Genomic DNA, 24,328 nt, shown 5'->3' with positions numbered 1-24,328 from the left:
ACAACTCCTCATTGAGCTGACCAGCCGCCATCGACGGCCAACGACGTACCGGTGACAAAACTGTTGTCGCACAACCAGAGCACTGCGGACGCAACCTCGGAAGGCTCCATCAGCCGTTTGACTGCGCTGCGTTGGAGGAAGATTTTCCCGGGAACGTCCGACTCGGGAATCCCGTGCAACTTCGCCTGGTCCGCGATCTGCTTCTCCACCAACGGAGTCCGCACGTATCCGGGAGCCACGCAGTTGGACGTGACTCCGTGCGGCGCGCCTTCGAGAGCGGCGACCTTGGAGAACCCCTCCAGGCCGTGCTTCGCGGCGGTGTAAGCCGATTTGAACGCGGACGCGCGCACCCCGTGCACGCTGGTGATGTGGACCAACCGGCCCCAGCCGCGCGCGTACATGTGCGGCAGCACGTGCTTGGTGAGCCGGAACGCCGCCCCCAGCATCAGCTCGACCATCGCCGAGAAGCGCTCGGCGGGGAACTCGTGGATGGGCGCGACGTGCTGCACGCCGGCGTTGTTGACCAGGATGTCGATCTCGGCGGGCAGCGAGTCGACCGGGCCGGTCAGGTCGAGCACGTGCCCGGTCCCGCCGAGCTCCTCTGCGAACGAGAGGACCTGGGGATCGAGGTCGACCAGATGGACCTTGGCGCCTTCCGCGGCCAGCGCGCGGGCGCAGGCCAGGCCTATGCCGCTCGCGGCTCCGGTGACCAGCGCGGTGTGACCCGTGACACTCGACATGCCTCAAAACGGTAGGCGTCACGCGGCGTGATCAACATGTGGCTGTCCCACATAACGCCTGGTCACAAGGTGGCTTTAGCCAACATTTAGCGTCGTGATGGCATAAGGCGCAAGAACAACGGGTACAGAGGCGTAAGCTCCCGTCACCTGAACGGGGGAAGATCCGCAAGAGGGGGCAACACCATGTCAACGACGCCGATTTACGACGACCTCCTGCGCGAGCTCGAAGAGATCGCACAGGAGGCCGGTTTGACCAGCTCGGAGCCCACGTCCGAGCCCGCCAAGTAGTTACTTCGGAGGGGCGATCAGCTCGGCGGGCACCGGCTCGTCCTTGCTGATCAGGTCGAAGAGCTGCGAGGCCTTCTCCTTGTTCCACTGCACGACCGAGCCCGCACCGGGCACCGTCGGCGTGGATCCGACCGGCACCGTGCCGCTCGTCGCGTCGCTCATGTTGAGCGCGACGCTTGCCAGGTGCCAGACGTGGTCGTTCTCGTTGACCGACACCGAGCCGGACGCCGCGTTCATCAGCGGGATGACGCGGAACGGGTTGGCGAGCGTGGCCGGGCTCTTGACCTTCTCGAACAACGCCGACAGGAACTTCCGCTGGTTCTGCACGCGCTGCAGGTCGGCGGTCGCGAACGCGCGGGTCCGCACGAACCCGAGCGCCTGCGGCCCGTCGAGCTCCTGACAGCCGGCGGGCAGGTCGATGCCGGCCAGCGGGTCCTTGATCGGCTGGTCGAGGCAGATGTCGACGCCGCCGACCGCGTCGACCATGTCGGAGAACCCGCCGAAGCCGATCTCCATGTAGTGGTCGATCCGCACGCCGGTCGCACCCTCGACGGTCCGCGCGAGCAGCTGCGGCCCGCCGAACGCGTACGACGCGTTGACCTTGTTGCGGCCGTTGTCCGGGATCGCGACGTACGAGTCACGCGGAATCGACAGCAGCACCGGCTTGGCGGCGCTGTTGTCCGGCAGGTGCAGCATCATGATGGTGTCGGTGCGCCTGCCGGCCGCGTCACCGGTGGCGAGCGCGTCCTTCTGCTCCTGCGTCAAGCCTTCTCTCGCGTCGGAACCGACGAGCAGCCACGTGGTGCCCGGCGTCTCGGCGGGACGACCCTCGTAGTCAGGCAGCGCGTCGATCCGCTTCAACGTCGAGTCGACGTAGAAACCGAACCCGACTGCGGCCAGCAGCAGGACCAGCAGCAGCACCAGAATGACGCGCCCAGGACGCCTCTTCTTCTTCATCGGCCGCTGCGGCGGCATGGGACGCCGCGGCTGCTGGTAGCCGTGGTGATACCCAGCGCTCATGTGTCGCCAACCCCGATCGCTTTAGTTTCGCTTTGCACCTAGGGACGCAGCGCGTCCCTTCAGGTTGCGAGGAAACCTACCTGGGCGGCAGCACAAGTGCTTCGAAAAGCCGGTTGACCTCGGCCGACGGGTCTTCTGTGAATCCTGTGTGCGCAGGTGAGGTCTGCACGATCGTGCTGCGCGGCGCCGTGAGCCAGCGGAAGCGTTGCCCAACCGTTGTCTTGCTGACCGGACCGGCGTCGGGCGTGCCGTCGCACGAGTTCGTGAGGTGCTTCAGGCTGGTTTCCAGCATCTCGACGTCGAGCTGGGGATCCAGCGCGCGCAGCCGTTCACTGTCCACATAGGTCTTCGCGCACAGGAAGTCCAGTGCGGCGCAGTAGACGATGACGCCGACGTTCATGAACTCTCCACGCTCCTGCCGCGGCACCGCCCGCAGCAGCGCGTACTCAAACACGTGCGGCACGCGCGGCCTCCAGCGAGTCGACCCAGCCGCGGTGGGCGAGGCGGTAGGTGAAGAAGTCCTTGTAGCGCTGCCGCAGTTCGGCCGGGTCACCCTCCAGCCACCCGTCGGGAACGAGCGCGAGCACCTCGTCGAGCAGGTCCGGCGTGATCTTCGCGGCCAGCTCGGCGTCCACTTCGGACATGGAGCCCGCGTTCGGCAGCATTGCATGGTCGGAAGGGTCGAACCGGAAGTCTCCCAAATGATTCTTTGGGGTAGCAGGCTTCTCCGGACTCCACGAGTAGTGGAAGTACAGCGCGGCGCCGTGGTCGATCAGCCACACGTCGCGGTGCCACAGCAGCATGTTGGGGTTGCGCCAGCTGCGGTCCACGTTGAGCGTCAACGCGTCCAGCCACAGCAGCTTCGTCGCGAGCTCGGCGCCGGGATCACGCACGACCGGGTTGAAGTCGAACGAGCCTGGCAGGTAGTCCAGGCCGAGGTTGAGGCCGCCGCTGGCCCGCAGCAGCTCCTGCACCTCCTGGTCGGGTTCCGCGCGCGCCAGTTCCGGGTCGAGGTGCACGAGCACGACCTCCGGTATCCGGAAGCCCAGCCGCCGCGCCAGCTCACCGACGATGATCTCGGCGACGAGCACCTTCACGCCCTGTCCGGCGCCGCGGAACTTCACCACGTACATGCCCAGGTCGTCGGCCTCGACCAGGCCCGGCATGGAGCCGCCCTCGCGGAACGGCGTCACGTACCGGGTGGCCGTGACCTCCCTCAACGAATTCACGCCCGCATGATCACACGAAGGCTTGCTGGAAGCCGAGCAGGATTCCGCCCCAGCCGCCCTCACCGCTGACGCCCTCGCGGACCCGTTCCGGCTTCGTGAAGTGCCGCTCGAACGCGCGATGCACCAGCTCGACGCGGGTTCCACCGCCCTCGGGCGTGAAGGTGATCTCCACTTCCGACGCCCGCGCCGGGTCCGAGTCGTAGTCCCAGTCACCGTTGAGGTGCCAGGCCAGCAGCAACCGCGATGGCGGCTCCCAGGCCTTCACGGCACCCCACTCGCACTCGGCGCCGTCGGTGCCGATCTCGTACCAGCGGCCGCCTTCCCTCGGCTCGACGACGACGTCCTTCAGGTCCGCCTCGCCGATGTGGTGCGCCGCCGGCCACCACGTCACGAACTTCTCGGTGAACACCTTGAACGCATGGTCCGCACCTGCGTTCACCAGCACCGATCGGCGCACTTCCTTTTGGGGTACCTCTGTCATTGTTCCTCCACCACCGCAGCGAAGTTCGCGAGCGCCTGACCCCAGACGTCGTCGAGGTAGTCGCGCATCGCGGCCACCCCTGTGTGATCGACGGAGTACCGCCGCCGGGTGCCTTCCGCTTCGACGCGGACCAGCCGTGCCTCCTTGAGCACCTTGAGGTGCTGGGACACGGCCGGCCGCGACACGGGCAGCTCGGCGGCGATCTCCCCCACCGCGCGCGGCCCGGCCGCGAGCAGCGTGAAGATCTCGCGGCGAGTCGGGTCGCCGAGCGCCGCGAACGCCACTTGGTAAGTCTCCACGAACAGTAAGTCTGAACTTACCAACGGCCGGAAGTCAACGCCTGGAAGTACGCGGCCTGGCCGGCCTTGTTCGGGTGGTAGGAGTCGTCGGTCGGACTGACCAGCGCGTTGATCCACGGCTCTCCAGAGCACACGCCGTGTTCCGCAAACGCTTCCCTCACGTCGACGTACCGCGCACCGGCCCGTTCAGCCGCCGCCGCGATCACCCCGGACAGCTCGTCCGCGGCGTCGTTGAGCGCCTGCCGCTTCCGCTTGGACAGGGTGCGGCACCCGTCGTCCGGGGTGAACAACCGCGGATAGCCGAGGACGACCAGCTGTGCGCCGGGCGCGGCGGCCTTGATCGTGGCGTAGGTGGCGTCGAGCCGGGCGGGCAGCTGGTCGCGGGCGAAGTCCCTGGCCTTGCCGACCCGTTTCTCACAGGCCCTGTCGCCGTTCAGCGTGCACGTCGTCATCACGTCGACGAAACCGAGGTCGTTGCCGCCAACGGTGATGGTGACCAGCGTCGTGGCCGGGCTGAGCGCCCTGAACTGCGACCTGAGCGACTTCGTGGTCGCACCGCTGCACGCCACGAACTTGAACGACGGAAAATCCTTGCCCTGCAACGCCGTATAGGCGTTCGAGCTGCGACGGCACGAGCCGCCCAGATAGGAACCGGCGCCCGCCCCGGACGCGTAGGAGTCGCCGAGTGCGACGTACTCCGGCGCGATCGGAACGGGCGCCAGCAAAGCGACTGCCAGTACTCCAGCCATAAGACCCATAGGGCCGGAGTACCACTGTGGACGGTCGACCAGAAGGGCGTTAACCCAGTCGTGTGGGCAGCACGCAGACCGGGATCTCGGTCTTCAGCGGCGTCCCGGACGGCGTGAGCCTGCCGGTCGCGCGATCCACCGCGAACGACGTCACCAGGTTCGAGTTCTGGTTGGCCGCGAAGAGGAACTGCCCGGACGGGTCGAGGATGATGTGCCGCGGGTACTTGCCGCCGACCGGTGTGTGGCCGACCAGCGCCAGCTCCGAGCCGTTGACCGCGAAGTGCGCGACGCTGTCGTGCCCGCGGTTCGACAGGTAGACGTACTTGCCGTCGCCGGAGGCGAGCACCTCGGCCGGGTAGTTGCGCACGGTCGCGGGCGGCGCGGTCTTCAGCACCTGACCCGGCGTCAGCTTCCCGTCCTCATAAGCACAGGACACGATCGTCGAGTCCAGCTCGTTCGCGACGTACGCCGTCTTGCCGTTCGGGTGGAACGCGATGTGACGTGGTCCCGCGCCAGGCTTGAGCTTCGCCGTCGAGACGAGCTTGAGCTGGCCCGCGGTGAACGAGTACACGAACACCGAGTCCGCGCCCAGGTCGACCGCCAGCGCGTACTTGCCGGCCGGGTCGAACACGATATGGTGCGCGTGCGGACCCTTCTGTCGCTCCGGGTCGGGCCCAGAACCCTTGTGCTGCACCTTCTGCGTGCGCGCGCCGAGCCCGCCGTCCGCCTTGACCGGGAACACGCTCAACGAGCCGGACGAGTAGTCCGCGGTGATCAGGTGCTTCCCGGACGGGTCGAGCGTCAGGTGGCACGGGTCCGCGCCGCCCGTCGCGACCTTGTTGATCACCTTGAGCGAGCCCGCGTTGATCGCGGTGACCTCGCCCTTGGTGTTCTCGTTGACCGCGTACAGGAACCGGCCGTCGCGCGACTCGATCACGAAGGACGGATTGACCACGCCCGTGATCACGCCTGTCGTCTTCAGCTGGCCGTTCGCCGTGTCGTAGGTGCCGATGCCGATGCCTTTGGCGCCACCGCTCCACGTCGTGTAGGCACCGAAGAAGACTCTCCTGGTCACAGGTATCGCTTCCGCGGTTCCTCCGGTCATCAGCAGCCCTGCTCCCACACCCATGGCTCCGAGAAAACGTCGCCGGTCCACACCCACGTCCACACCTCCGGGATACTCAACGGCGGCGCAGCCCACAGTGGCCTAGATCTTCGCGACTAGGCAATAGGTGCAATGAAGATTGCGTCTAGCGCAACGGGTCGTTGTTGATCAACCGGGCCTTCTCGGCCTCGATGTCGTAGGCGGGCGGCGGGAACTTCGGGTCCATCTCGCGCATGGTCTCGAGCAGCAGCCGGCTCACCGCCCAGTTGCGATACCACTTGCGGTCGGAGGGAACCGCGTACCAGGGCGTGTCAGAGCAGTTCTTCAACGCCTGCGTGTAGGCGTCCTGGTACCTGGACCACTTCGACCGCACGTCGATGTCGGCCGGGTTGTACTTCCAGTGCTTCTTCGGATCGTCCAGACGGGCAAGCAGCCGTTCCTTCTGCACCTCGGGCGAGATGTGCAGGAAGCACTTGATCACCGTGATGCCGCCGTCCGCGAGCGCCTTCTCGAACGCGTTGATCTCCTTGTAACGTCCCCGAATCTCCGCGGCCGTGAACAGGCGCTCCACTTTGGGCACGAGCACGTCCTCGTAGTGGGAGCGGTCGAACGCCCCGATGCGCCCCTTCTCGGGGAGGACCTTCTTGATGCGCCACAGGAAGTGCTGGCGCCGTTCGGCGGGAGTCGGCTTCTTGAACGACGCGATGCGCACACCCTGCGGGTTCACCAGGCCGACGACGTGCCTGACCACACCGCCCTTGCCCGAGGTGTCCATGCCTTGCAGCACGAGCAGCACCGCGCGAGAGTTCTCCGCGTACAGCGCCTCCTGCAGGTCGTCCAGCTCGGCCCCGGTGGCCGCGAGGTCGCCTGCCGCCTCCTTCTTGTTCCTGGGGCCGATCGGACGGCCGGCCGGGTCGAGGGTGGAGAGATCCACCTCATCGAGTCGCAGGGCTTCACGAACCGACTTAGTCGCCATCATCGGAGCGTAGCGATGAACCGTTGTTCCCGCCGCTTGCGCAAAGATCAGCCACTGTTCAGTGAATCTACGCAACGTTTGACTATCGTTCGCAACGCTTCGCGGCTGAAATCGCTTGTTCGCACCCTTAGCCTTGGAGGATGACCGCCATCGCTGACCACCGGACCGCTGGGACGACCAATTTGGCTAGCGCTGACTACGTCGCCCTCGACGAGGAGTGGAGCACCCACAACTACCACCCACTGCCGGTGGTCATCTCGCACGGCGAGGGGGCGTGGGTCACCGACGTCGAAGGCCGCCGCTACCTGGACTTCCTGTCCGGCTACTCGTCGCTGAACTTCGGCCACCGCCACCCCGCCCTGGTGGCCGCCGCCGTCGAGCAGCTCGGCCGCGTCACGCTGACCAGCCGCGCGTTCCACCACGACCAGTTCGGCCTGTTCTGCCGCGAGCTCGCCACCCTGACCGGCACCGAGATGGTGCTCGCGATGAACTCCGGCGCCGAGGCCGTGGAGTCGGCGATCAAGGTCGCCCGCAAGTGGGCCTACCAGGTCAAGGGCGTTCCGGAGGGCACAGCCGAGATCATCGTGGCCGGGTCCAACTTCCACGGCCGCACCACGACCATCGTGTCGTTCTCCACCGACGAGGCCGCGCGCACCGACTTCGGTCCGTTCACGCCGGGGTTCAAGGTCGTCAAGTACGGCAACCTCGACGAGATCGAGTCCGCGATCACGCCGCGCACGGCGGCGATCTTGATCGAGCCGATCCAGGGCGAGGCCGGCGTCGTCGTGCCGCCCGCCGGGTACCTGCCGGGGATCCGCCGGCTCTGCGACGAGCACAACGTGCTGATGATCGACGACGAGATCCAGGCAGGGCTCGGCCGCACGGGCGCGCTGTTCGCCCTCGACCAGGAGGGCGTGCGCGCCGACCTCTACACGCTGGGCAAAGCGCTGGGCGGCGGCATCCTGCCTGTGTCCGCCGTGGTCGGTTCCCGCGCGGTGCTGGGCGTGCTGAAGCCCGGCGAGCACGGGTCGACGTTCGGCGGCAACCCGCTCGCGTGCGCCGTGGGCCGTGCGGTCGTGCGGCTGCTGGAGACCGGCGAGTTCCAGGAGCGCTCCCGCGAGCTGGGCGCGTACCTGCACACCGAGTTGGGCAAGCTGGTCGGTCACGGGCTGGCCGAGGTGCGCGGGCGCGGGCTGTGGGCCGGTGTCGAGATCGCGCCGGGCGGCCCGGTCGGTCGAGTGGCCTCCGAGGCACTGGCCGCACGTGGGGTGCTGTGCAAGGAGACGCAGGCGACCACGCTGCGCGTCGCTCCCCCGCTGGTGATCACGCGTGACGAGATCGACATGGGTGTGCAGGCGATCGCGGAGGTCGTTCGTCCCGATTTGGGGTGATTTCCCGCCTGGCCAGGTCACAAATGCGGCGGACGGGCCTCCTGGCTCGTCCGCCGCGGGCATGATGACTCGTATGGGTGAACGGGTTCGGACTGAAGCCGCCGCTGCGCTGGGCCGCTGGATTGAGCCGGACGAGGTCTACGCGCGGGGTCGAGCGCTGCGGTCCTCAGTGGACTTCAAGGCGCACAGGGCCGCTTCGCTCGCCTCCTCGCGGCCGTCCGTGCTGGAGTTCATGAACGCCAGCAACGACGGGCGGCTGGAGCACCTGATCCCGTTGCGGGTCGGGCGGATGCTCGCCAACCCGTTCGCGTTCTTCCGCGGTGCCGCCGGTCTCCAGGCGGGCGATCTCGCCTCCGGATGCGCGACCGGCCTTCACGCTCAGTTGTGCGGTGATGCACACGCAGCGAACTTCGGCCTCTACGGCACGCCCGAGGGCCAGATCGTCATGGACATCAACGACTTCGACGAGACCCTGCCCGGGCCGTGGGAGTGGGACCTCAAGCGGCTCGTCGCGTCGCTCGTGCTCGCGGGCCGGGTCGGCGGCGTGTCGGACAAGGGCTGCCGCGACGCCGCCGAGGACGCCGTGAGCGCCTACCGGGCCGTGATCAAGCACCTCGCCGAGATCCCGTTCATGGACTCGTGGACCGCACTGGGCGACGAGTCCACGCTGTCGCAGGTCAAGGCCGACGACCTGGTCAACGACTTCTCCAAGGCCGCGGAGAAGTCGCGCAAGAACACCAGCGCCCGGTTCGCCGCGAAGTGGACCGCGCACGACGGTGAGAAGTGGCGGTTCATCACGAACCCGCCGACGTTCACGGACGTTTCTCCTGCGACGGAAGAAGCCGTGATCGCCGCGCTTCCGTCCTACGTGGACACTCTGCGCGAGTCGCGGACGAACCTGATCATGCGCTACGGCGTGTCGGACGTGGCGTTCCGCGTCGTCGGCACCGGCAGTGTCGGGCTGCGCAACTACCTTGTTTTGTTGCACGGCAACGGTTCCGAGGCTCTCGTCCTGCAAGCCAAGGAGGCACGTCCTTCGGCGCTGCAGCCGTTCCTGGACGTCGAACCCGCCAAGCACGAGGGCAAGCGCATCGTGCACGGCGCGCGGCTCGTGCAGGCGGAGTCGGACATCCTGCTGGGCTGGACGACCATCGAGGGCCGGCCGTTCATCGTGCGGCAGTTCCGCAACCGCAAGGGCGAGATCGACGCGACCACGCTGAAGCGCGACGACCTCGACGACTACGGCCGGTTCGCCGGCGCTTTGCTGGCCCGCGCGCACACGCGTTCACTCGACCCGCGGCTGCTCGCCGGGTACTTCCAGAACGGCGGCGGCGAGGACCTCGACGAGGCGTTCGCGAAGTACGCGTTCGACTACGCCGACCAGACCGAGGCCGATCACGCCACGCTGGCAGGCCTCGTCAAGAACGGGAAGCTGCCCGCGCTCGTCGAATGATCGCTTCCGACACGAGCCACAGCGTGACGGCGTTGAGGATGTGCCACAGGAAGTGCGTGCCGATCGTGATTTGGCCGCACAGCGGGTCGTCGAGCGTGCGGAGCGTCAGTGAGATCGCGAACACACCTGCCGCTCCGGCGAACCACTTCCAGTCTTCGCCCGCGAGCGGGGCGAGGATCAGCAGGGCGATCAGCGCCGGCAGGTAGATGCCCGGTCCGACGCGGACGAGCAGACCAACGGCGATGGCGAACGCGATGAAGACCGGTGCGGCGATCCAGGCCAGCGACCAGCGGATCTGCCGGTAGTGGTGCGCGAACACGACCACGTAGTAGAGGACGAAGACCGCGATGAACGCGCTGTCCAGGGCACCGGTCAGCGGCGTGGCGAGCGTGTGGAAGCTCAGGCTGGCAAGGCCGACCAGCGCGAGCAGGATCGGCAGTGCTTTCAGGCTCGGCGGAGCCTGTTTGCGCAACAGGAGCAGAGCGCCGATCAGGAACGCGAGGTTCGTGATCGCGTTGAGCGGCTCGGCCCAGATACCGGGTCCAAGACGTTCGCAGTAGGCGTCAACCGACACGCCAGCGGTTGTACCGCACGGAGATGAACAGAAAAATTGCTTAGCCTGGCGGTATGAAGATCCGCCGCGCCGCCTCCCCCGACGACGTGTTCGCCGCCGGGCACCTGTTCGACGCGCCTCCTGTACCTGAGGCGACCGCGCGGTTCCTCGCCCAGGACCACAGCCATCTGCTGATCGCCTACGTCGGCGACCAGCCGGCCGGGTTCGTGTCCGGAGTGGAGACAACACACCCGGACAAAGGCACCGAGATGTTCCTCTACGAGCTGGGTGTGGACGACGCGTTCCTGCGGCGCGGCATCGGCACTGCGCTGGTGGAGGCGCTGAAAGCCCTTGCGGCGGAACGGGGTTGCTACGCGATGTGGACCGGTACCGCCGCGGGCGACGCGGCGGCGCAGGCCACCTACAAGAAGGCGGGCGGGTCGATCGACGACGGCGCCTTCGTCAGCTGGGAGCTTTGATCTGGCCGACCAACGCGTGCCAGGCATCGGCGGAGAACGCGAGAACCGCGCCACCCGCATTCTTGGAGTCACGCACCAGAGCGTCCTGGGCGAGCGAGACTTCGACGCAGTCACTGTCGCCGCTGCCACCGCTGTACGTGCTCTTACGCCAGGTCCGGTCCTGAGCCATGAGGATCCTTTCGCAGTCCGCTGACGTACTCCGCCAGCTTCCTCCGAGATTGTTCCTCATCCAAGGCGATGTCATCCAACCGTGCGAAGAGCTTCTCCGCCTTCTTGACGGCGGCGCCGTCCTGGGCGAAGACCTTGGCCAGGTCGGTCTCCGCGTAGGCCACCGGTGGCGCCTTCTTGAACTCGAACAGGGTGGTCTTCGACCGGAGAGCAACGGGCATGAACTTCGCGGGCACGATGCGCAGAAAGTGCGTCTTGAAGAGCATGCGCATGTACTGCTCCTCCATGACCTGGTCATCACCAAGTCGTATCTGGAGGGCCAGCTCATGTACGAAGAACGTGCACTTCGGAGGGTATGGCCGCCGCAGGATCGCCTGGCGTTCGGTGCGCAGGTCGACGAACTTCTCGACGTTCTCAGGTTCCTCGACCCCGGTCGCGATCAGCAGCTCGCGTGCATACCTCCTCGTCTGCAGAAGACCCGGTGCCGTCAGAGCGTCATAGGTGACGATCTTCGAGGCCATCGACTCGATCATGGCGAGGGTGCGGAGGTTCTCCGGCACCTGCGCCAAGTACAGGTCGAAGGCGTGCCGGTAACGGCGGCGGAAGTCCTCGAAGAAGTCGATGTCCTTGCCGCACACCGTCAGCAGCTGCACGAGGTCGATCTCGCTGGCGCGCGCCTTGCCGTGCTCGATGTTGGACACCTTGCTTGGATCCCATCCAAGCTGTACGGCGAGTGCACGGCCCGTCAGCCCCGTGCAGGTCTCGCGCAACCGGCGCAGCTCGTCGCCCAGGTCCCTGCTGTAGGCGGTGGAAATGGTCATGCCATCGAAGCTAGGGCTTGTTTTCAGTCCCAGAAGGGGCTCATTCGGGTGAAAACTACGTCCAGACCGGTTCGTCCACTTCGGACACTTTACCGTCCGCCCGGAAGTGCAGGAACCGGTCGAACGACTTGGCGAACCATCGGTCGTGCGTGACCGCCACGACCGTGCCCTCGAAGTCGTTCAACGCGTTCTGCAGCGCCTCCGCCGACGCGAGGTCGAGATTGTCCGTCGGCTCGTCGAGCAGCAGCAACGTCGACCCGGACAGCTCCAGCAGGAGGATCTGGAACCGCGCCTGCTGCCCGCCTGACAGGTTCTCGAACCGCTGGTCTCCCGCCTTGTCGAGGCCGTAGCGCTTCAGCACGGACATCGCGGCGCCCCGGTCCTTGCCGGAGCGTTGGTCATCGCCGTGCCAGAGGATGTCCACGAGCGTGCGGCCGATCCACTCCGGGTGCTCGTGAGTCTGCGCGAACAGGCCCGGCACGACGCGGGCGCCGAGCCTCCACGCGCCGGTCGTGTTCACCTGATCGCCGCCGAGCAGCCGCAGGAAGTGGCTCTTGCCGGAGCCGTTCGAGCCCAGCACCGCGACCCGGTCGCCGAAGAAGATCTCCTGAGAGAACGGCTTCATCAGCCCGGTGAGCTCCAGGTCCTCGCACGTGATCGCGCGAACGCCGGTGCGGCCGCCCTTCAAACGAGGGGTGACCTTCTCGTCGGCCGGGATCTCCGGTGGCGGACCGGCGGCCTCGAACCGTTCCAGCCGCCCGCACATGACCCGGTACTTCGGCGCCATCGACTCGTAGTACTTCGCCTGCTGCTGGAGCGTCCTGACGAGCTCCTTGAGGCGCTCGTGCTCCTCGTTCCAGCGGCGATGATCTTCCAGGAGCTTCTCGATGCGTTTCGCGCGGGCGGCGTGCCACGTCGCGAACGAGCCGGGGTGCGTCCACGCGGAGTGCGCCTCGACCGTGATGACGTGCGTCGCGGCGTTGGACAGCAGCTCGCGGTCGTGGCTGACGACCAGCACGGCCTTGTCGGTGGCTTTCAGCCGTTCTTCCAGCCAGCGCTTGCCGGGGACGTCGAGGTAGCTTCCAGCCGGTCGAGCTCGTGTCGGAGCTCCTCGAGCTCCGCGCCACCGGCCATGTGCAGGGTCAGCGCGTCGAGCGTGAGGTCGCGCCGGGCAGCGTTGAGCTCCACTTGGCCCTGCCGCAGCACGACGAAGTGGTCGCCGACCATGAAGGCGTGGTGCGGGTTGTGCGTGATGAGGATGACGCCGAGCCCGGCGTCACGGGCGGCGGCGACGTACTTCAGCACCACGCCCGCCTGCTTGACGCCGAGCGCTGCAGTGGGTTCGTCGAGAATCAGCACGCGCGCGCCGAAGTGGATGGCGCGGGCGATCGCGACGCACTGGCGCTGGCCACCGGAGAGCGTGCCGATCGGCTGGTCGATGTCGGGCAGGTCGATGCCCATCTTCCGCAGTTCGGCGTCGGCGGTCTCGCGCATGGCCGTGACGTCCAGCCTGCGCCACGGCCCGGTGCCCTTCGTGACCTCCGAGCCGAGGAAGAAGTTGCGCCACACCGACATCAGCGGCACGACCGCGAGATCCTGGTACACGGTGGCGATCCCGCGGTTCAGCGCGTCCCTCGGCGAGGTGAACCGCACCTGCTCGCCGTCGACGAGGTAACGGCCCTCGTCGTAGGAGTGCAGACCGGAGATCACCTTGATGAGCGTGGACTTCCCGGCGCCGTTGTCACCGAGGATGCACGTCACCTCCGATGCCTCGACCGCGAGGCTGACGCCGCTCAGTGCGCAGATGTTCCCGTAGTTCTTGCCGACGCCGTCCAGCTCGACAACCGCGACGCCATCAGTGTTGCTGGTCATGTCGTCACCTCCTGGCGGCGCGGGTTCGGACCCACATGTTGAGCAGGGTCGCGGCGAGCAAAGTGGCGCCGATGAAGAACTTCAGCCAGTCCGGGTCCCAGTTGGCGTAGACGATGCCCTGGGTGGTCATGCCGAAGATGAAGGCACCGATGGCCCCGCCGATCGCGGAGCCGTACCCGCCGGTGAGCAGGCAGCCGCCGACGACGGCCGCCGCGATGTAGATCAACTCGTTGGTCGCACCCTGTCCGGATTGGACGGTGTTGAACGCGAACAGGGTGTGCATGCCGGTGAACCACGCCAGGAAGCCGACCGTCATGAACAGGCCGATCTTCGTGCGGTTCACCGGAACGCCGACCGCCCTCGCGCTGTCGGACTGCCCACCGACGGCGAAGATCCAGTTGCCGATCCTGGTCCGCAGCAGGACCCACGTCGCGATCGCGACGAACAGCAGCCACCAGAACACGGTGATCTTCACCGAGATCCCGCCGATGGTGACCGCCGAGGCGAAGATCGCCTGGGCCTGGCCGAACCCGTCCATGTCGGAGATCGAGTCCGACGCCACGCCGCCGGTGATCAGCTTGGTGATCGCGATGTTGAGGCCCTGCAACATCAGGAACGTCGCGAGCGTGACGAGAAAGCTCGGCAACCCGGTACGCACCAGCACGTACCCGTTGACGAAGCCGACGGCCAGCGAGACGACCAGCGCGACCAGCACGCCGACCCACACGTTGGTGCTGAACTGGAAGCTGAACATGCCCGCGGCCAACGCGGACGTGGTCACGCCGACGCCGGCGGAGAGGTCGAACTCCCCGCCGATCATCAGCAGCGCCACGCCGACCGTCATGATCCCGATCGTGGAGCTCGCGTAGAGCACCGTCGACAACGACGCGGCGGCCCGGAACGGTTCGGCTACGGCGAAGAACATCACGAACACGGCGATCGCGCCGACCAGGGAGCCGACTTCCGGGCGGGTCAGGAACCTCCGGCCCGCCGACCGGCGCGTGAGCTGTGCGTGCCGGTCGGTGCCCTGGGCCGCGGGTGCGTCGAGTGCCTGTGTCACTGGGCTCACCGCGTGCCCTTGGCCGCGAACTGGGCGACCGCGTCGACGTTGTCCTTGGTGATGAACGCGGGGCCGGTCAGCACCGGTTGTTCACCACCGCCGGGGAAGTTGCCGTTGGTCTTGCGCAGCCACAGCGTGTCGACCGCGAGGTAGCCCTGCAGGTACGGCTGCTGGTCGACGGCGAACTGGATGGAGCCGTCCTTGATCGCCTGCACCAGTTCCTTGTTGGTGTCGAAGGTCGCGACCTTCGCGGAGCTGCTCGCGTCGGCCACGGACTTGACCGCGGCGAGCGCGATCGGCGCGCCCAGCGTCGCCACGTAGTCGACGCTGGTGTCCTGGCGCAGCTTCGCCTGGATCGTCGACTGCACCGACGGCATGTCCTGACCGTTGACGTACAGCACTTCGCTGGTGCCCTTGAACGTCTGCTTCACACCGGCGCAGCGGGCCTCCAGCTGGACCTGGCCCTGCTCCTGGATCACGCAGAGCGCCTTCTTGGCACCCGCCTCGTTGAGTCGGTTGCCGAACGCCTGGCCGGCGATGCTCTCGTCCTGCCCGAAGAAGGACAGCAGGCCCATGCTCTTCCAGCGGTCCACGCCGGCGTTGAAGCCGACCAGTGGGATTCCGGCGTCCTTGGCCTTCTTGACGACAGCGGCCATCGCGTCGGGCGCGGCGAGCGTCACCGCGATCCCGTCGACCTTCTGGTCGATCGCGTTCTGCACCAGGTTGGCCTGCTCGGGGGCCTGGATACTGCCGGCGTAGACCAGTTCGACGTTGTCCTTGGCTGCGGCGGCCTCCGCACCCTTGCGGATGATGTCCCAGAACGTGTCTCCCGGCGGCGCGTGGTGGATCACCATGATCTTCATCCGGGGCGTGTTCGCCTGTCCGGCACCGTTGGAGCCGCCCTGTTCCTGGGTTTGTTTGCCGCCGCTGCTGCTGCATCCCGAGATGGTCAGCAGAGCAGCGGCCGCAACGGCGAGAGCGGTCAGTGCGCGGTTCTTCTTCATGGTGCGTGCACCTCTTCGTGCATCAGGCGGTAATGGCGAAGGGTCGGCGCTACGAAGTCATCGCGAGTTCGTGCGGTCAGATGCCGATCGGCCAGCCGATCGACCAGTGGGGAGCTGGTCCTCACTCGTGCTACTAGCACGATCTAGTGGGGTCACTATGGCTCCCGTCACAGGGGTTGTCAAGCCTTGCGCTGAGCTGCGTCCGGCCGCATAGTACGGCGGGTAGATCGTGCTAGTTGCACGTGACAGTCCGAGCCACGAGGAGGTGTGCGCGTGACTGGGATGCGCTCCGCTCGCGCAGTGTTCGACCTGCTCACGATGGGCAGGGCCGGGGTGGACGTCTATCCGCTGGAGGTCGGTGTCGGCCTGGAGGACGTGACGGCGTTCGGGAAGTACCTCGGCGGCAGTTCGGCCAACGTCGCGGTCGCGGCCGCCCGGTACGGCCTGAGCTCGGCCCTGGTGACCAAGACCGGCGCCGATCCCTTCGGCCGCTTCGTCCGCACCGCGCTGGCGGGGTTCGGCGTGCACACGGGCCACGTCGGAACGTCACCGGGCCTGCCGACGCCGGTGACGTTCTGCGAGATCTTCCCGCCGGACGACTTCCCGCTGTACTTCTACCGCTTCCCCAAGGCTCCCGACCTCGACATCAGGGCCGACGAACTGGATCTCGACGCGATCAGGTCGGCGCGGATCCTCTGGGTCACGGTGACCGGCTTGTGTCAGGAGCCGAGCCGCTCGGCGACACTGGCCGCGCTGCGAGCGCGGGACCGGGCCGGGATCACGGTGCTCGACCTGGACTACCGCCCGATGTTCTGGTCCTCGCGGGAGCAGGCGCGGTCGTACGTCGGCGAGGCGCTGGACCACGTGACCGTCGCGGTCGGCAACCTCGACGAGTGCGACAACGCGGTCGGTGTGCGCGACCCTCGGGAAGCCGCGAAAGCCTTGCGCGCCAAGGGAATCAGCCTTGCCGTCGTGAAACAGGGGCCGGCGGGCGTACTCGCGCTCGACGACTCCGGCGAGGTCGAGGTACCGCCGCTGCCGGTCGACGTCGTGAACGGGCTCGGCGCGGGCGACGCGTTCGGTGGCGCGCTGTGCCTCGGGTTGCTCTCCGGCTGGGACACCGAGCGGATCATCAGGTTCGCCAATGCGGCAGGCGCGATCGTGGCGGGCCAGCTGGCGTGCTCCGACGCGATGCCCACTCGCGCACAGGTGGAGGAGAAGCTCCGTGAGAACGGCTGAGCTGGTGCGCCGGATCGTGACCACGAGGGTGACCGATCCCGGGGCGATCACCGAAGCGGCGGCTCGCCGCAGGCGTCCGGCGTCTCCGCTCGGCGACCACGGGCGAATGATGATCATCGCGGCGGACCACCCCGCGCGCGGCGCCAACGGCGTGGGGGATGACCCGCTGGCGATGGCCGACCGCGGCAGGCTGCTGGAACGGCTGTGCCTGGCGCTGGAGCGTCCTGGTGTCACCGGGGTGCTTGCGACCGCGGACGTGCTCGAGGACCTGCTGCTGCTCGGAGCGCTCGAGGGCAAGACCGTGTTCGGTTCGATGAACCGCACGGGCCTCGCCGGGTCGGTGTTCGAGATCGACGACCGGTTCGCCTGCTACGACGCCGAGCAGATCGAGCGGATGGGCTTCGACGGCGGCAAGATGCTCACCCGTATCGCACTCGAGGACTCGGCCACCCCGGCGATGCTGGAGAACACCGCCCGAGCGGTCGACGACCTGGCCGGGCGCGGGCTCGTGGCGATGGTGGAGCCGTTCCTGTCCCGCTGGGCAGACGGGCGGCTGCGCAACGACCTCAGCCCGGACGCGGTGATCAGGTCGATCACGATCGCGTCCGGACTGGGCCGCACCTCCGCCCACACCTGGTTGAAGCTTCCGGTCGTCGACGACATGGAGCGAGTGCTGGCCGCCGCCACGCTGCCCGCGTTGCTGCTCGGCGGCGACGTGACGGACCCCGATGCCGCGTTCGCCGCGTGGCGCAAGGCGTTGGCGCTGCCCACCGTGCAGGGGCTCGTGGTCGGACGGTCGCTGCTGTACCCGCACGACGGGGACGTGTCGAAGGCCGTGGACACCGCGGTGGGACTGCTATGACCATGCGACACGCGCGGCTGCGGGTCCTGGAACTGGACGGCGCCGAGACGATCACCACCGGGGACACCGAGATGCTCGTGCTGCCCCTGTCCGGTGCCTGCGTGGTCACCGTGGACGGTGAGCGGTTCGAGCTGACCGGTCGTGGTGACGTGTTCGACGGGGTCACCGATTTCGCTTACCTGCCAAGGGATGCCAAGGCGACGGTGACCGGCCGTGGCCGGATCGCGCTGCCCTCGGCCACAGCCGGGCGGAGGCTGCCTGCCAGGTACGGGCCGGCGGAGGCGGTTCCGGTCGAGTTGCGCGGAGCCGGGACCTGCTCCCGTCAGGTGCACAACTACTGCATGCCGGGAACGTTCGAGGCGGACAAGCTCATGGTCTGCGAGGTGCTGACCCCCGGCGGCAACTGGTCGTCGTACCCGCCGCACCGGCACGACGGCATCGAGGAGATCTACTACTTCGAGGTCGTCCGCGGCGGAATGGCCTACCAGCGGGTGTACGGCTCCACCGACGTGCTCGCGGAGGTGCGGACCGGCGATGTCGTGCTGATCCCGCACGGCTGGCACGGGCCGTCGATGGCCGCGCCCGGCTACGACCTCTACTACCTGAACGTCATGGCTGGTCCCGGCCCCAGGGCCTGGGAGATCTGTGACGACCCGGCGCACGCGTGGGTGCGCGACACCTGGAAGTCGCAGCCGGTCGACCCGCGGCTGCCGTTCGGAGGGACGCGATGAGACTCACCGTGGCGCAGGCGCTGGTGCGGTTCCTGGCCAACCAGTACTCCGAACGCGACGGCGTCGAGCAGCGGCTGATCCCCGGCGTGTGGGGCATCTTCGGGCACGGCAACGTCGCTGGGCTCGGGCAGGCGCTGCTCCAGCAGAGTGACGAGCTGCCGTACTACCTGGCGCGCAACGAGCAGGGCATGGTGCACGCAGCCGTCGCGTTCGCCAAGATGCGCGACCGGTTGCAGACCTTCGCCTGCACCGCGTCGACGGGGCCGGGATCGACCAACATGATCACCGGCGCGGCACTCGCGACCACCAACCGGATTCCGGTTCTGTTGCTGCCCAGCGACATGTTCGCGAGCCGTGGTCCCGATCCGGTGCTCCAACAGCTGGAGGACACGCGAACCGGCGACGTGACCGTGAACGACGCCTTCCGGCCGGTGTCGAAGTACTTCGACCGGATCACCCGCCCCGAGCAGCTGATCCCGGCCGCGCTGGCCGCGATGCGGGTGCTGACCGACCCGGTCGAGACGGGCGCGGTCACGCTGGCGTTGCCGCAGGACGTGCAGGCGGAGGCGCACGACTGGCCCGTCGACTTCTTCCGGCGCCGGGTCTGGCGAGTGGGCCGCCCGGTGCCGGAGACCTCGGCGGTGCGGCGGGCCGCGGCGTTGCTGAGTTCGGCCAAGGCACCGCTGATCATCGCGGGCGGGGGAGTGGTCTACTCAGGGGCCGCCGAACAGCTCCGGACGTTCGCCGAGGCCACCGGAATCCCGGTCGCCGACACGCATGCCGGCAAAGGTGCCGTCCCGTGGGACCACCCGTGCGCCGTGGGCGGCATAGGCTCGACCGGCACCGCGGCCGCCAATGCCCTGGCCGAGGACACAGACGTGGTGCTCGGCATCGGTACCCGGTACAGCGACTTCACCACCGCCAGCCACACGGTGTTCGGCAACCCGGACGTCACGTTCGTCAACCTCAACGTCGCCCGGCTGGACGCGGCCAAGCACTCGGCCGAGATGCTGCTCGCCGACGCCCGCCTGGGCATCGAAGCGCTCACCGAGGCCCTGCAGGGCTGGCAGGTCGACGACGCCTACCGCGAGCGCACGCGGACGCTCGCCCAGCAGTGGCAGGACACGACCCGGCAGTGCTTCACACTCGGCCACCGGCCGTTGCCCGCGCAGACGGAGATCCTGGGCGCGCTCAACGACTTCCTCGACGACCGCGACGTGGTGATCAACGCCGCCGGCTCGATGCCGGGCGACCTGCAGATGTTGTGGCGTGCCAGGGATCCCAAGGCCTACCACGTCGAGTACGCCTACTCCTGCATGGGCTACGAGGTCGCCGCGGGTGTCGGCGCGAAGATGGCCGACCCGTCCCGGGAAGTCGTGGTCCTGGTCGGTGACGGCTCCTACCTGATGATGTCCTCCGAGATCGTCACGATGGTCTCCGAAGGACTCAAGGTCGTCATCGTCCTGGTGCAGAACCACGGCTTCGCCTCGATCGGCGCCCTCTCGGAATCACTCGGCTCCCAGCGGTTCGGGACGCAGTACCGCTTCCGCGACCAGAATTCCGGCCTCCTCGACGGCGCGGTCCTGCCCGTGGATCTGGCCGCCAATGCCGAAAGCCTCGGCGCCGCGGTGTTGCGCGCGTCCACTCTGGACGAGTTCACTGCCGCGCTCGCCAAGGCCAGGGCGAATGACCGCACCACCGTCATCCACGTCGAGACCGATCTGCTCGCACCCAACCCGCCGGGCTCGGCGTGGTGGGACGTGCCGGTGAGCGAGGTGTCGGAGCTCGACTCCACCCGCACCGCCTACGAGACCTACGCCGCCCGCAAACGGGCCCAGCGCCACTACCTGTGAGGGAAACCCATGACGACCATCAAGCACTGGATCAACGGGGTCCCGACGATGGCGGCCTCGACTCGTACCTCACCCGTGTTCGACCCGGCCACCGGACGGCAGCAGGCGTCGGTGCTGCTCGCCGAATCCTCCGATGTGGACCAAGCGGTGGCCGCGGCGTCGGGCGCGTTCGAGTCGTGGCGCAACTCCTCGCTCTCGCAACGGATGCGGGTGATGTTCAAGCTCCGCGAGCTGCTCGTCGAGCACGAGGAGACTTTGGCTCGGCTCATCTCGTCCGAACACGGCAAGGTGATCGACGACGCACGCGGCGAGATCGTGCGCGGCCGCGAGGTCGTCGAGTACGCCTGCGGCATCGCCGACGCACTGCGGGGCGGCTTCTCGGACCAGGTCTCCCGCGACGTGGACGTCCACAACTTCCGGCAGCCCCTGGGGGTTGTCGCGGGCATCACGCCGTTCAACTTCCCGATCATGGTGCCGCTCTGGATGCACCCGATCGCCATCGCGACCGGCAACACGTTCGTTCTCAAGCCCAGCGAACGCGACCCGTCAGCGTCCAACTTCGTTGCCGAGCTGTACACGGAGGCTGGTCTGCCTCCGGGCGTGTTCAACGTGGTGCACGGCGACAAGGTCGCGGTGGACGCGATCCTCGACCACCCGGACATCTCCGCGGTCTCGTTCGTCGGCTCCACGCCGATCGCGAGGTACGTGCATGAGCGCGGCACTGCGTCCGGCAAGCGGGTACAGGCGTTGGGCGGCGCGAAGAACCACGCGGTGGTGCTGCCCGACGCGGACCTGGAGTTCGCGGCCAACCACCTCACCGCCGCGGCGTTCGGCTCGGCGGGCCAGCGGTGCATGGCGATCTCGGTGGCGGTCGCCGTCGGTGACGCCGCCGACGCGCTGGTCGACGTTCTCAAACAAAAGGCGGGCCAGATCAGGGTGGGGCCCGGTCACCGGCCGGACAGCGAGATGGGGCCGCTGGTCACCAGGGCAGCCCAGGAGCGGGTGGAAGGAGCGATCGCCACGGCCGCCGACCAGGGCGCTGTTGTCGTCGTCGACGGGCGTGGCCTGAAGGTCGACGGCCACGAGCAGGGCTTCTTCGTCGGACCGTCCATTCTGGATCGGGTCGGCCCGGACATGGACGCCTACCAGCAGGAGATCTTCGGGCCTGTGCTGGTGATCGTGCGCGCCGCCGATCTCGACGAGGCCATCGCTCTCGTCAACGCCAACCCGTACGGCAATGGCACGGCGATCTTCACGGGTGACGGTGGCGCGGCGAGGCGGTTCCAGCGCGACGTCACCGTCGGCATGATCGGCGTCAACGTCCCCATCCCGGTGCCGATGTCCTACTACTCGTTCGGCGGATGGAAGGACTCGCTCATCGGCGACAGCGCGATCCACGGCGCCGAAGGGGTTCGGTTCTACACGCGGCCCAAGGTCGTCACCAGCCGCTGGCCGCACGTCGAACGGTCCGTCGAGGCGGCGTTCCACTTCCCCACGAGCACGTGAGAGGGCTCATCATGAAGATCGCGCTCGATCCGTACATGCTGCGCAAGCTGCCGATGGCCGAGATGCTGCGCACCGTCGCCGACATCGGTTATGAGTACGTCGAACTGTCGCCTCGCGACGAGTTCATGCCGTTCTTCCTGCACCCGCGCGCCGACGACGAGAAGGTGGCGGAACTGAAGCGGGCGCTCGCCGAGACCGGCGTGCGGCTGTCGAGCATCCTGCCGCTCTACAAGTGGTCCAGCCCCGACGAGGACGAACGACAGGCCGCGGTGCGCTACTGGCGGCGGATGATCGAGGTCGCCGTCGAGCTGGACGTGCGGCTGATGAACTCCGAGTTCAACGGCAGGCCCGAACGTGCCGCCGAGAGCGAGGCCGCGTTCTGGCGCTCGATGGACGAACTGCTCCCTGTCTTCGAACGCGAGGGCATCGCGCTGAACCTCGAGGCGCACCCGGACGACTTCTGCGAGCTCAACAACCCTGCTGTGGACCTGGTGCGCGCCATCAACAAGCCGTGGGTGAACTACCTGTACTGCGCGCCGCACACGTTCCACCTGTCTGACGGCGCTGCGAACATCGCCGAGATGATGCGGTACGCGGGCAGCAAACTCCAGCACCTGCACATCGCGGATTCCTTCAACCACAAGGGCTCCTCGGGCCTGCGCTACATCCTCAACCCGCCCGGCACGCCCGCGCGCATCCACCAGCACCTGGACATCGGCCAGGGCGAGGTCGACTGGGACGAGTTCTTCGGCACGCTGCGCGACCTGAAGTTCGACGGCGTCGCCACCGTGTGCGTGTTCGCGTGGGAGGAGCGCGCGATCGAGTCCAGCAAGTTCATGTTCGAACGCGTCACCAAGGAACTGGCCGCCTGAAAGGACTGTGCAAGATGGTGAAACTGGGTGTCTACACGGCGGTCCTGCACGACCGGCCACTGCGCGAGGCGCTGGAGGTGATCAAGTCACTCGGCCTGGCTGGCGCCGAGATCAACTCCGGCGGGTTCATCCCCACGCCGCACCTGCCGGTGGACGGACTGCTCAGCGGCGAGGTCGACAAGGACGAGTACCTGAGCGTGTTCGCCGAGACCGGCGTGGAGCTGACGGGGTTGAACTGCAACGGCAATCCGCTGCACCCCGATCCCGAGGTCGGTCTGGCCGACGCCGACGACCTGCGCCGCTCGATCAAGGTCGCCGGACTGCTCGGCGTGACCCGGATCGTGTGCATGTCGGGCCTGCCCGCCGCGCACGCCGGTGGCACCGTGCCCGCGTGGAACGTCATCCCATGGGACAGCGCCTACCTCGACTCCCTGGAGTACCAGTGGAACGAGGTCGCCATCCCCTTCTGGCGCGACATGGACGCACTGGCAAGCGAGCACGGCGTGAGGCTGTGCATTGAGATGCACCCGCACAACCTGGTGTTCAACCCGGCCACGTTGCAGCGCCTGGTAGAACGGACGGCCGCGACCAACATCGGCGCTGAGATGGACCCCAGCCACCTGTTCTGGCAGGGCATCGACCCGATCGCAGCGATCGAGCATCTCGGCGACCTGGTGTTCCACGCGGCCGCGAAGGACACCCGGATCAACGACGCCGCCAAGGTGAACGGAGTCCTGGACGACCGGCACACCCGCATCCCCGCCGAGGAGAACCCGATCGGCCTGGGTGGGCGCTACACGCTCAACCGCTGGCCGGCGGACTCCACCTGGGACTTCGTCGCCGTCGGTCGTGGCCACGACCAGGAGTACTGGGCCAGGTTCCTGAGCGCCCTGGCGAAGGTCGACCCCGACATGGCGGTCAACATCGAGCACGAGGACGCCGAACTCGGCCAACTGGAAGGCCTCGAGGTCGCTGCCACCACCCTCAAGGCGGCCGCCGGGTAGAACGCCGGGCCTGGTGTGGACGACGTGAGTCCACACCAGGCGCTGCTACTCGGGAAGGGGACGGTCGTTGACGACGTGCTTCATGACCAATGTGGACGTCAGCCGCTGGACGCCTGGCAGCGTCGCCAGCCGCTGGTCGTAGAGCTGCTGGTACGAGTTCAGGTCGGTCGTGACGACGCGCAGGAGGTAGTCGGGCTCGCCGAAGAGGCGTTGAGCCTGGGTCACCTGGGGGATTGCGGCCACCGCCTCTTCGAAGTCCGTGATGGTGTCGCGGTCCTCCCAGCGCAGTGTGACGAACACCAGCGCCTCGAAGTTCAGCCCGACGACGGCCGGGTCGACGACCGCGCGGTAGCCGCGGATCGCGCCGGACTTCTCCAGGTCGCGGAGGCGCCGATGGCATGGGGAGACGCTCAGCCTCACCCGCGCGGCCAGATCGGTCACGGTCAACCGCCCGTCCTGCTGAAGCTCGGTAAGAATCTTCCGGTCAAGGGCGTCCATGAAGAAGATATTGCCCCGAAAGCAGCGCCTCTGGGTAGAAGTTGGAAACATCTTCGGGTGAAACGAACATAGTCT

The 24,328-nt window shown here is 67.6% G+C and carries 26 protein-coding genes and 1 pseudogene; 10 read left to right on the top strand and 17 right to left on the bottom strand.

Annotated elements, in window-relative coordinates; all coding sequences use genetic code 11:
• Nucleotides 1-8: 8 nt before the first annotated feature.
• The 9 genes from FXN61_RS01235 to FXN61_RS01195 all read right to left on the bottom strand — a co-directional run bounded on the left by FXN61_RS01235 (nt 9) and on the right by FXN61_RS01195 (nt 6,890).
• Entirely contained in the window at nt 9-740 is a 732-nt protein-coding gene (locus tag FXN61_RS01235; RefSeq protein WP_167969402.1) for an SDR family NAD(P)-dependent oxidoreductase, read from the bottom strand.
• 288 nt (nt 741-1,028) lie between these two features.
• The gene (locus FXN61_RS01230) at nt 1,029-2,048 is read right to left on the bottom strand and encodes an LCP family protein (protein WP_167969401.1); all 1,020 of its coding nucleotides are present in this window, start codon (nt 2,046-2,048) and stop codon (nt 1,029-1,031) included.
• Nucleotides 2,049-2,124: 76 nt separating this feature from the next.
• A complete protein-coding gene (locus FXN61_RS51375) occupies nt 2,125-2,511 on the bottom strand; it encodes a DUF3037 domain-containing protein (RefSeq protein ID WP_167969399.1) in 387 nt (128 codons plus the stop codon).
• On the bottom strand, nt 2,495-3,277 hold the full coding sequence (locus FXN61_RS51370) for a HipA family kinase (RefSeq protein ID WP_167969398.1): 783 nt from the start codon (nt 3,275-3,277) through the stop codon (nt 2,495-2,497). Before FXN61_RS51370 ends, FXN61_RS51375 begins: the two co-directional genes overlap by 17 nt.
• 10 nt (nt 3,278-3,287) lie before the next feature.
• Nucleotides 3,288-3,758: an SRPBCC family protein gene (locus tag FXN61_RS01215; protein ID WP_167969397.1), complete on the bottom strand. Its 471-nt coding sequence runs from the start codon at nt 3,756-3,758 to the stop codon at nt 3,288-3,290.
• Nucleotides 3,755-4,057, bottom strand: coding sequence for an ArsR/SmtB family transcription factor (locus FXN61_RS01210; RefSeq protein ID WP_312877472.1), 303 nt, complete (start codon nt 4,055-4,057; stop codon nt 3,755-3,757). The genes FXN61_RS01215 and FXN61_RS01210 overlap by 4 nt, the downstream gene beginning before the upstream one ends.
• A gap of 17 nt (nt 4,058-4,074) precedes the next feature.
• Nucleotides 4,075-4,806, bottom strand: coding sequence for an SGNH/GDSL hydrolase family protein (locus FXN61_RS01205; RefSeq protein WP_167969395.1), 732 nt, complete (start codon nt 4,804-4,806; stop codon nt 4,075-4,077).
• Between the two features lie 49 nt (nt 4,807-4,855).
• A complete protein-coding gene (locus tag FXN61_RS01200) occupies nt 4,856-5,881 on the bottom strand; it encodes a lactonase family protein (protein ID WP_312877471.1) in 1,026 nt (341 codons plus the stop codon).
• 175 nt (nt 5,882-6,056) lie between these two features.
• Complete coding sequence (locus tag FXN61_RS01195) at nt 6,057-6,890, bottom strand: PPK2 family polyphosphate kinase (RefSeq protein WP_376770560.1); 834 nt, start codon at nt 6,888-6,890, stop codon at nt 6,057-6,059.
• Nucleotides 6,891-7,027: 137 nt separating this feature from the next.
• Between FXN61_RS01195 and rocD the strand changes: the two genes are divergently transcribed.
• Together rocD and FXN61_RS01185 are read left to right on the top strand one after the other, a co-directional pair.
• Entirely contained in the window at nt 7,028-8,278 is a 1,251-nt protein-coding gene (gene rocD, locus FXN61_RS01190) for an ornithine--oxo-acid transaminase (RefSeq protein ID WP_167969392.1), read from the top strand.
• 73 nt (nt 8,279-8,351) lie between these two features.
• The gene (locus FXN61_RS01185; RefSeq protein ID WP_167969391.1) at nt 8,352-9,731 is read left to right on the top strand and encodes a DUF2252 domain-containing protein; all 1,380 of its coding nucleotides are present in this window, start codon (nt 8,352-8,354) and stop codon (nt 9,729-9,731) included.
• Here FXN61_RS01185 and FXN61_RS01180 read toward each other — a convergent pair.
• Nucleotides 9,697-10,305, bottom strand: coding sequence for a hypothetical protein (locus FXN61_RS01180; protein WP_167969389.1), 609 nt, complete (start codon nt 10,303-10,305; stop codon nt 9,697-9,699). The two genes, FXN61_RS01185 and FXN61_RS01180, sit on opposite strands and share 35 nt — an antisense overlap.
• A 53-nt stretch (nt 10,306-10,358) precedes the next feature.
• Here FXN61_RS01180 and FXN61_RS01175 point away from each other — a divergent pair, with 53 nt between their 5' ends.
• The gene (locus FXN61_RS01175) at nt 10,359-10,763 is read left to right on the top strand and encodes a GNAT family N-acetyltransferase (protein ID WP_167969387.1); all 405 of its coding nucleotides are present in this window, start codon (nt 10,359-10,361) and stop codon (nt 10,761-10,763) included.
• Here FXN61_RS01175 and FXN61_RS01170 read toward each other — a convergent pair.
• The 6 genes and pseudogenes from FXN61_RS01170 to FXN61_RS01145 all read right to left on the bottom strand — a co-directional run bounded on the left by FXN61_RS01170 (nt 10,747) and on the right by FXN61_RS01145 (nt 15,688).
• A complete protein-coding gene (locus FXN61_RS01170; protein ID WP_167969386.1) occupies nt 10,747-10,932 on the bottom strand; it encodes a DUF397 domain-containing protein in 186 nt (61 codons plus the stop codon). The genes FXN61_RS01175 and FXN61_RS01170 overlap by 17 nt on opposite strands.
• Nucleotides 10,907-11,752 carry a helix-turn-helix domain-containing protein gene (locus FXN61_RS01165; protein WP_167969385.1) on the bottom strand — a complete coding sequence of 282 codons (846 nt, stop codon included), beginning with the start codon at nt 11,750-11,752 and terminating at the stop codon, nt 10,907-10,909. Before FXN61_RS01165 ends, FXN61_RS01170 begins: the two co-directional genes overlap by 26 nt.
• Nucleotides 11,753-11,807: 55 nt before the next feature.
• A pseudogene (locus FXN61_RS01160) lies at nt 11,808-12,833 on the bottom strand (ATP-binding cassette domain-containing protein); the annotation flags it as partial.
• Nucleotides 12,788-13,624 (bottom strand): ATP-binding cassette domain-containing protein, encoded by an 837-nt coding sequence (locus FXN61_RS01155; RefSeq protein WP_167969384.1) that lies wholly within the window; start codon nt 13,622-13,624, stop codon nt 12,788-12,790. The pseudogene FXN61_RS01160 and the gene FXN61_RS01155, both read right to left, overlap by 46 nt.
• A 4-nt stretch (nt 13,625-13,628) precedes the next feature.
• Nucleotides 13,629-14,684 carry an ABC transporter permease gene (locus FXN61_RS01150; protein ID WP_376770559.1) on the bottom strand — a complete coding sequence of 352 codons (1,056 nt, stop codon included), beginning with the start codon at nt 14,682-14,684 and terminating at the stop codon, nt 13,629-13,631.
• Between the two features lie 5 nt (nt 14,685-14,689).
• On the bottom strand, nt 14,690-15,688 hold the full coding sequence (locus FXN61_RS01145) for a sugar ABC transporter substrate-binding protein (RefSeq protein ID WP_167969383.1): 999 nt from the start codon (nt 15,686-15,688) through the stop codon (nt 14,690-14,692).
• Nucleotides 15,689-15,970: 282 nt separating this feature from the next.
• On the opposite strand from FXN61_RS01145, the gene iolC reads away from it, so the two are divergent.
• From iolC to FXN61_RS01110, 7 genes are read left to right on the top strand one after another with little or no spacing between them, the layout of a single operon-like run.
• Nucleotides 15,971-16,927: a 5-dehydro-2-deoxygluconokinase gene (gene iolC, locus FXN61_RS01140; RefSeq protein ID WP_167969419.1), complete on the top strand. Its 957-nt coding sequence runs from the start codon at nt 15,971-15,973 to the stop codon at nt 16,925-16,927.
• Nucleotides 16,914-17,789: a Cgl0159 family (beta/alpha)8-fold protein gene (locus FXN61_RS01135; protein WP_167969381.1), complete on the top strand. Its 876-nt coding sequence runs from the start codon at nt 16,914-16,916 to the stop codon at nt 17,787-17,789. Before iolC ends, FXN61_RS01135 begins: the two co-directional genes overlap by 14 nt.
• Nucleotides 17,786-18,520 (top strand): 5-deoxy-glucuronate isomerase, encoded by a 735-nt coding sequence (iolB, locus tag FXN61_RS01130; RefSeq protein ID WP_167969379.1) that lies wholly within the window; start codon nt 17,786-17,788, stop codon nt 18,518-18,520. The genes FXN61_RS01135 and iolB overlap by 4 nt, the downstream gene beginning before the upstream one ends.
• A complete protein-coding gene (gene iolD, locus FXN61_RS01125) occupies nt 18,517-20,373 on the top strand; it encodes a 3D-(3,5/4)-trihydroxycyclohexane-1,2-dione acylhydrolase (decyclizing) (RefSeq protein WP_167969378.1) in 1,857 nt (618 codons plus the stop codon). Before iolB ends, iolD begins: the two co-directional genes overlap by 4 nt.
• Nucleotides 20,374-20,382: 9 nt before the next feature.
• On the top strand, nt 20,383-21,879 hold the full coding sequence (locus FXN61_RS01120; protein WP_167969377.1) for a CoA-acylating methylmalonate-semialdehyde dehydrogenase: 1,497 nt from the start codon (nt 20,383-20,385) through the stop codon (nt 21,877-21,879).
• A gap of 11 nt (nt 21,880-21,890) precedes the next feature.
• On the top strand, nt 21,891-22,751 hold the full coding sequence (locus FXN61_RS01115; protein ID WP_167969376.1) for a sugar phosphate isomerase/epimerase family protein: 861 nt from the start codon (nt 21,891-21,893) through the stop codon (nt 22,749-22,751).
• A gap of 14 nt (nt 22,752-22,765) precedes the next feature.
• Entirely contained in the window at nt 22,766-23,755 is a 990-nt protein-coding gene (locus tag FXN61_RS01110) for a sugar phosphate isomerase/epimerase family protein (RefSeq protein ID WP_188134537.1), read from the top strand.
• A gap of 45 nt (nt 23,756-23,800) precedes the next feature.
• On the opposite strand, the gene FXN61_RS01105 is transcribed toward FXN61_RS01110, so the two are convergent.
• Nucleotides 23,801-24,253: an Lrp/AsnC family transcriptional regulator gene (locus FXN61_RS01105; RefSeq protein WP_167969375.1), complete on the bottom strand. Its 453-nt coding sequence runs from the start codon at nt 24,251-24,253 to the stop codon at nt 23,801-23,803.
• Between the last annotated feature and the right edge of the window lie 75 nt (nt 24,254-24,328).

The sequence above is a fragment of the Lentzea indica genome, assembly GCF_012184385.1.
In the GTDB taxonomy this organism is placed as follows: domain Bacteria; phylum Actinomycetota; class Actinomycetes; order Mycobacteriales; family Pseudonocardiaceae; genus Lentzea; species Lentzea indica.
This window is presented reverse-complemented; position numbering and strand designations above follow the sequence as displayed.

Coding starts and splice junctions, on each gene's coding strand:
- FXN61_RS01110 (WP_188134537.1), top strand. CDS start 22,766: ATGGTGAAACTGGGTGTCTACACGGCGGTCCTGCACGACCGGCCACTG.
- FXN61_RS01185 (WP_167969391.1), top strand. CDS start 8,352: ATGGGTGAACGGGTTCGGACTGAAGCCGCCGCTGCGCTGGGCCGCTGG.
- FXN61_RS01165 (WP_167969385.1), bottom strand. CDS start 11,752: ATGACCATTTCCACCGCCTACAGCAGGGACCTGGGCGACGAGCTGCGC.
- FXN61_RS01215 (WP_167969397.1), bottom strand. CDS start 3,758: ATGACAGAGGTACCCCAAAAGGAAGTGCGCCGATCGGTGCTGGTGAAC.
- rocD (WP_167969392.1), top strand. CDS start 7,028: ATGACCGCCATCGCTGACCACCGGACCGCTGGGACGACCAATTTGGCT.
- iolD (WP_167969378.1), top strand. CDS start 18,517: ATGAGACTCACCGTGGCGCAGGCGCTGGTGCGGTTCCTGGCCAACCAG.
- FXN61_RS01120 (WP_167969377.1), top strand. CDS start 20,383: ATGACGACCATCAAGCACTGGATCAACGGGGTCCCGACGATGGCGGCC.
- FXN61_RS01170 (WP_167969386.1), bottom strand. CDS start 10,932: ATGGCTCAGGACCGGACCTGGCGTAAGAGCACGTACAGCGGTGGCAGC.
- FXN61_RS01230 (WP_167969401.1), bottom strand. CDS start 2,048: ATGAGCGCTGGGTATCACCACGGCTACCAGCAGCCGCGGCGTCCCATG.
- FXN61_RS01205 (WP_167969395.1), bottom strand. CDS start 4,806: ATGGCTGGAGTACTGGCAGTCGCTTTGCTGGCGCCCGTTCCGATCGCG.
- iolC (WP_167969419.1), top strand. CDS start 15,971: ATGCGCTCCGCTCGCGCAGTGTTCGACCTGCTCACGATGGGCAGGGCC.
- iolB (WP_167969379.1), top strand. CDS start 17,786: ATGACCATGCGACACGCGCGGCTGCGGGTCCTGGAACTGGACGGCGCC.
- FXN61_RS01175 (WP_167969387.1), top strand. CDS start 10,359: ATGAAGATCCGCCGCGCCGCCTCCCCCGACGACGTGTTCGCCGCCGGG.
- FXN61_RS01195 (WP_376770560.1), bottom strand. CDS start 6,890: ATGATGGCGACTAAGTCGGTTCGTGAAGCCCTGCGACTCGATGAGGTG.
- FXN61_RS01155 (WP_167969384.1), bottom strand. CDS start 13,624: ATGACCAGCAACACTGATGGCGTCGCGGTTGTCGAGCTGGACGGCGTC.
- FXN61_RS01115 (WP_167969376.1), top strand. CDS start 21,891: ATGAAGATCGCGCTCGATCCGTACATGCTGCGCAAGCTGCCGATGGCC.
- FXN61_RS01105 (WP_167969375.1), bottom strand. CDS start 24,253: ATGGACGCCCTTGACCGGAAGATTCTTACCGAGCTTCAGCAGGACGGG.
- FXN61_RS01235 (WP_167969402.1), bottom strand. CDS start 740: ATGTCGAGTGTCACGGGTCACACCGCGCTGGTCACCGGAGCCGCGAGC.
- FXN61_RS01145 (WP_167969383.1), bottom strand. CDS start 15,688: ATGAAGAAGAACCGCGCACTGACCGCTCTCGCCGTTGCGGCCGCTGCT.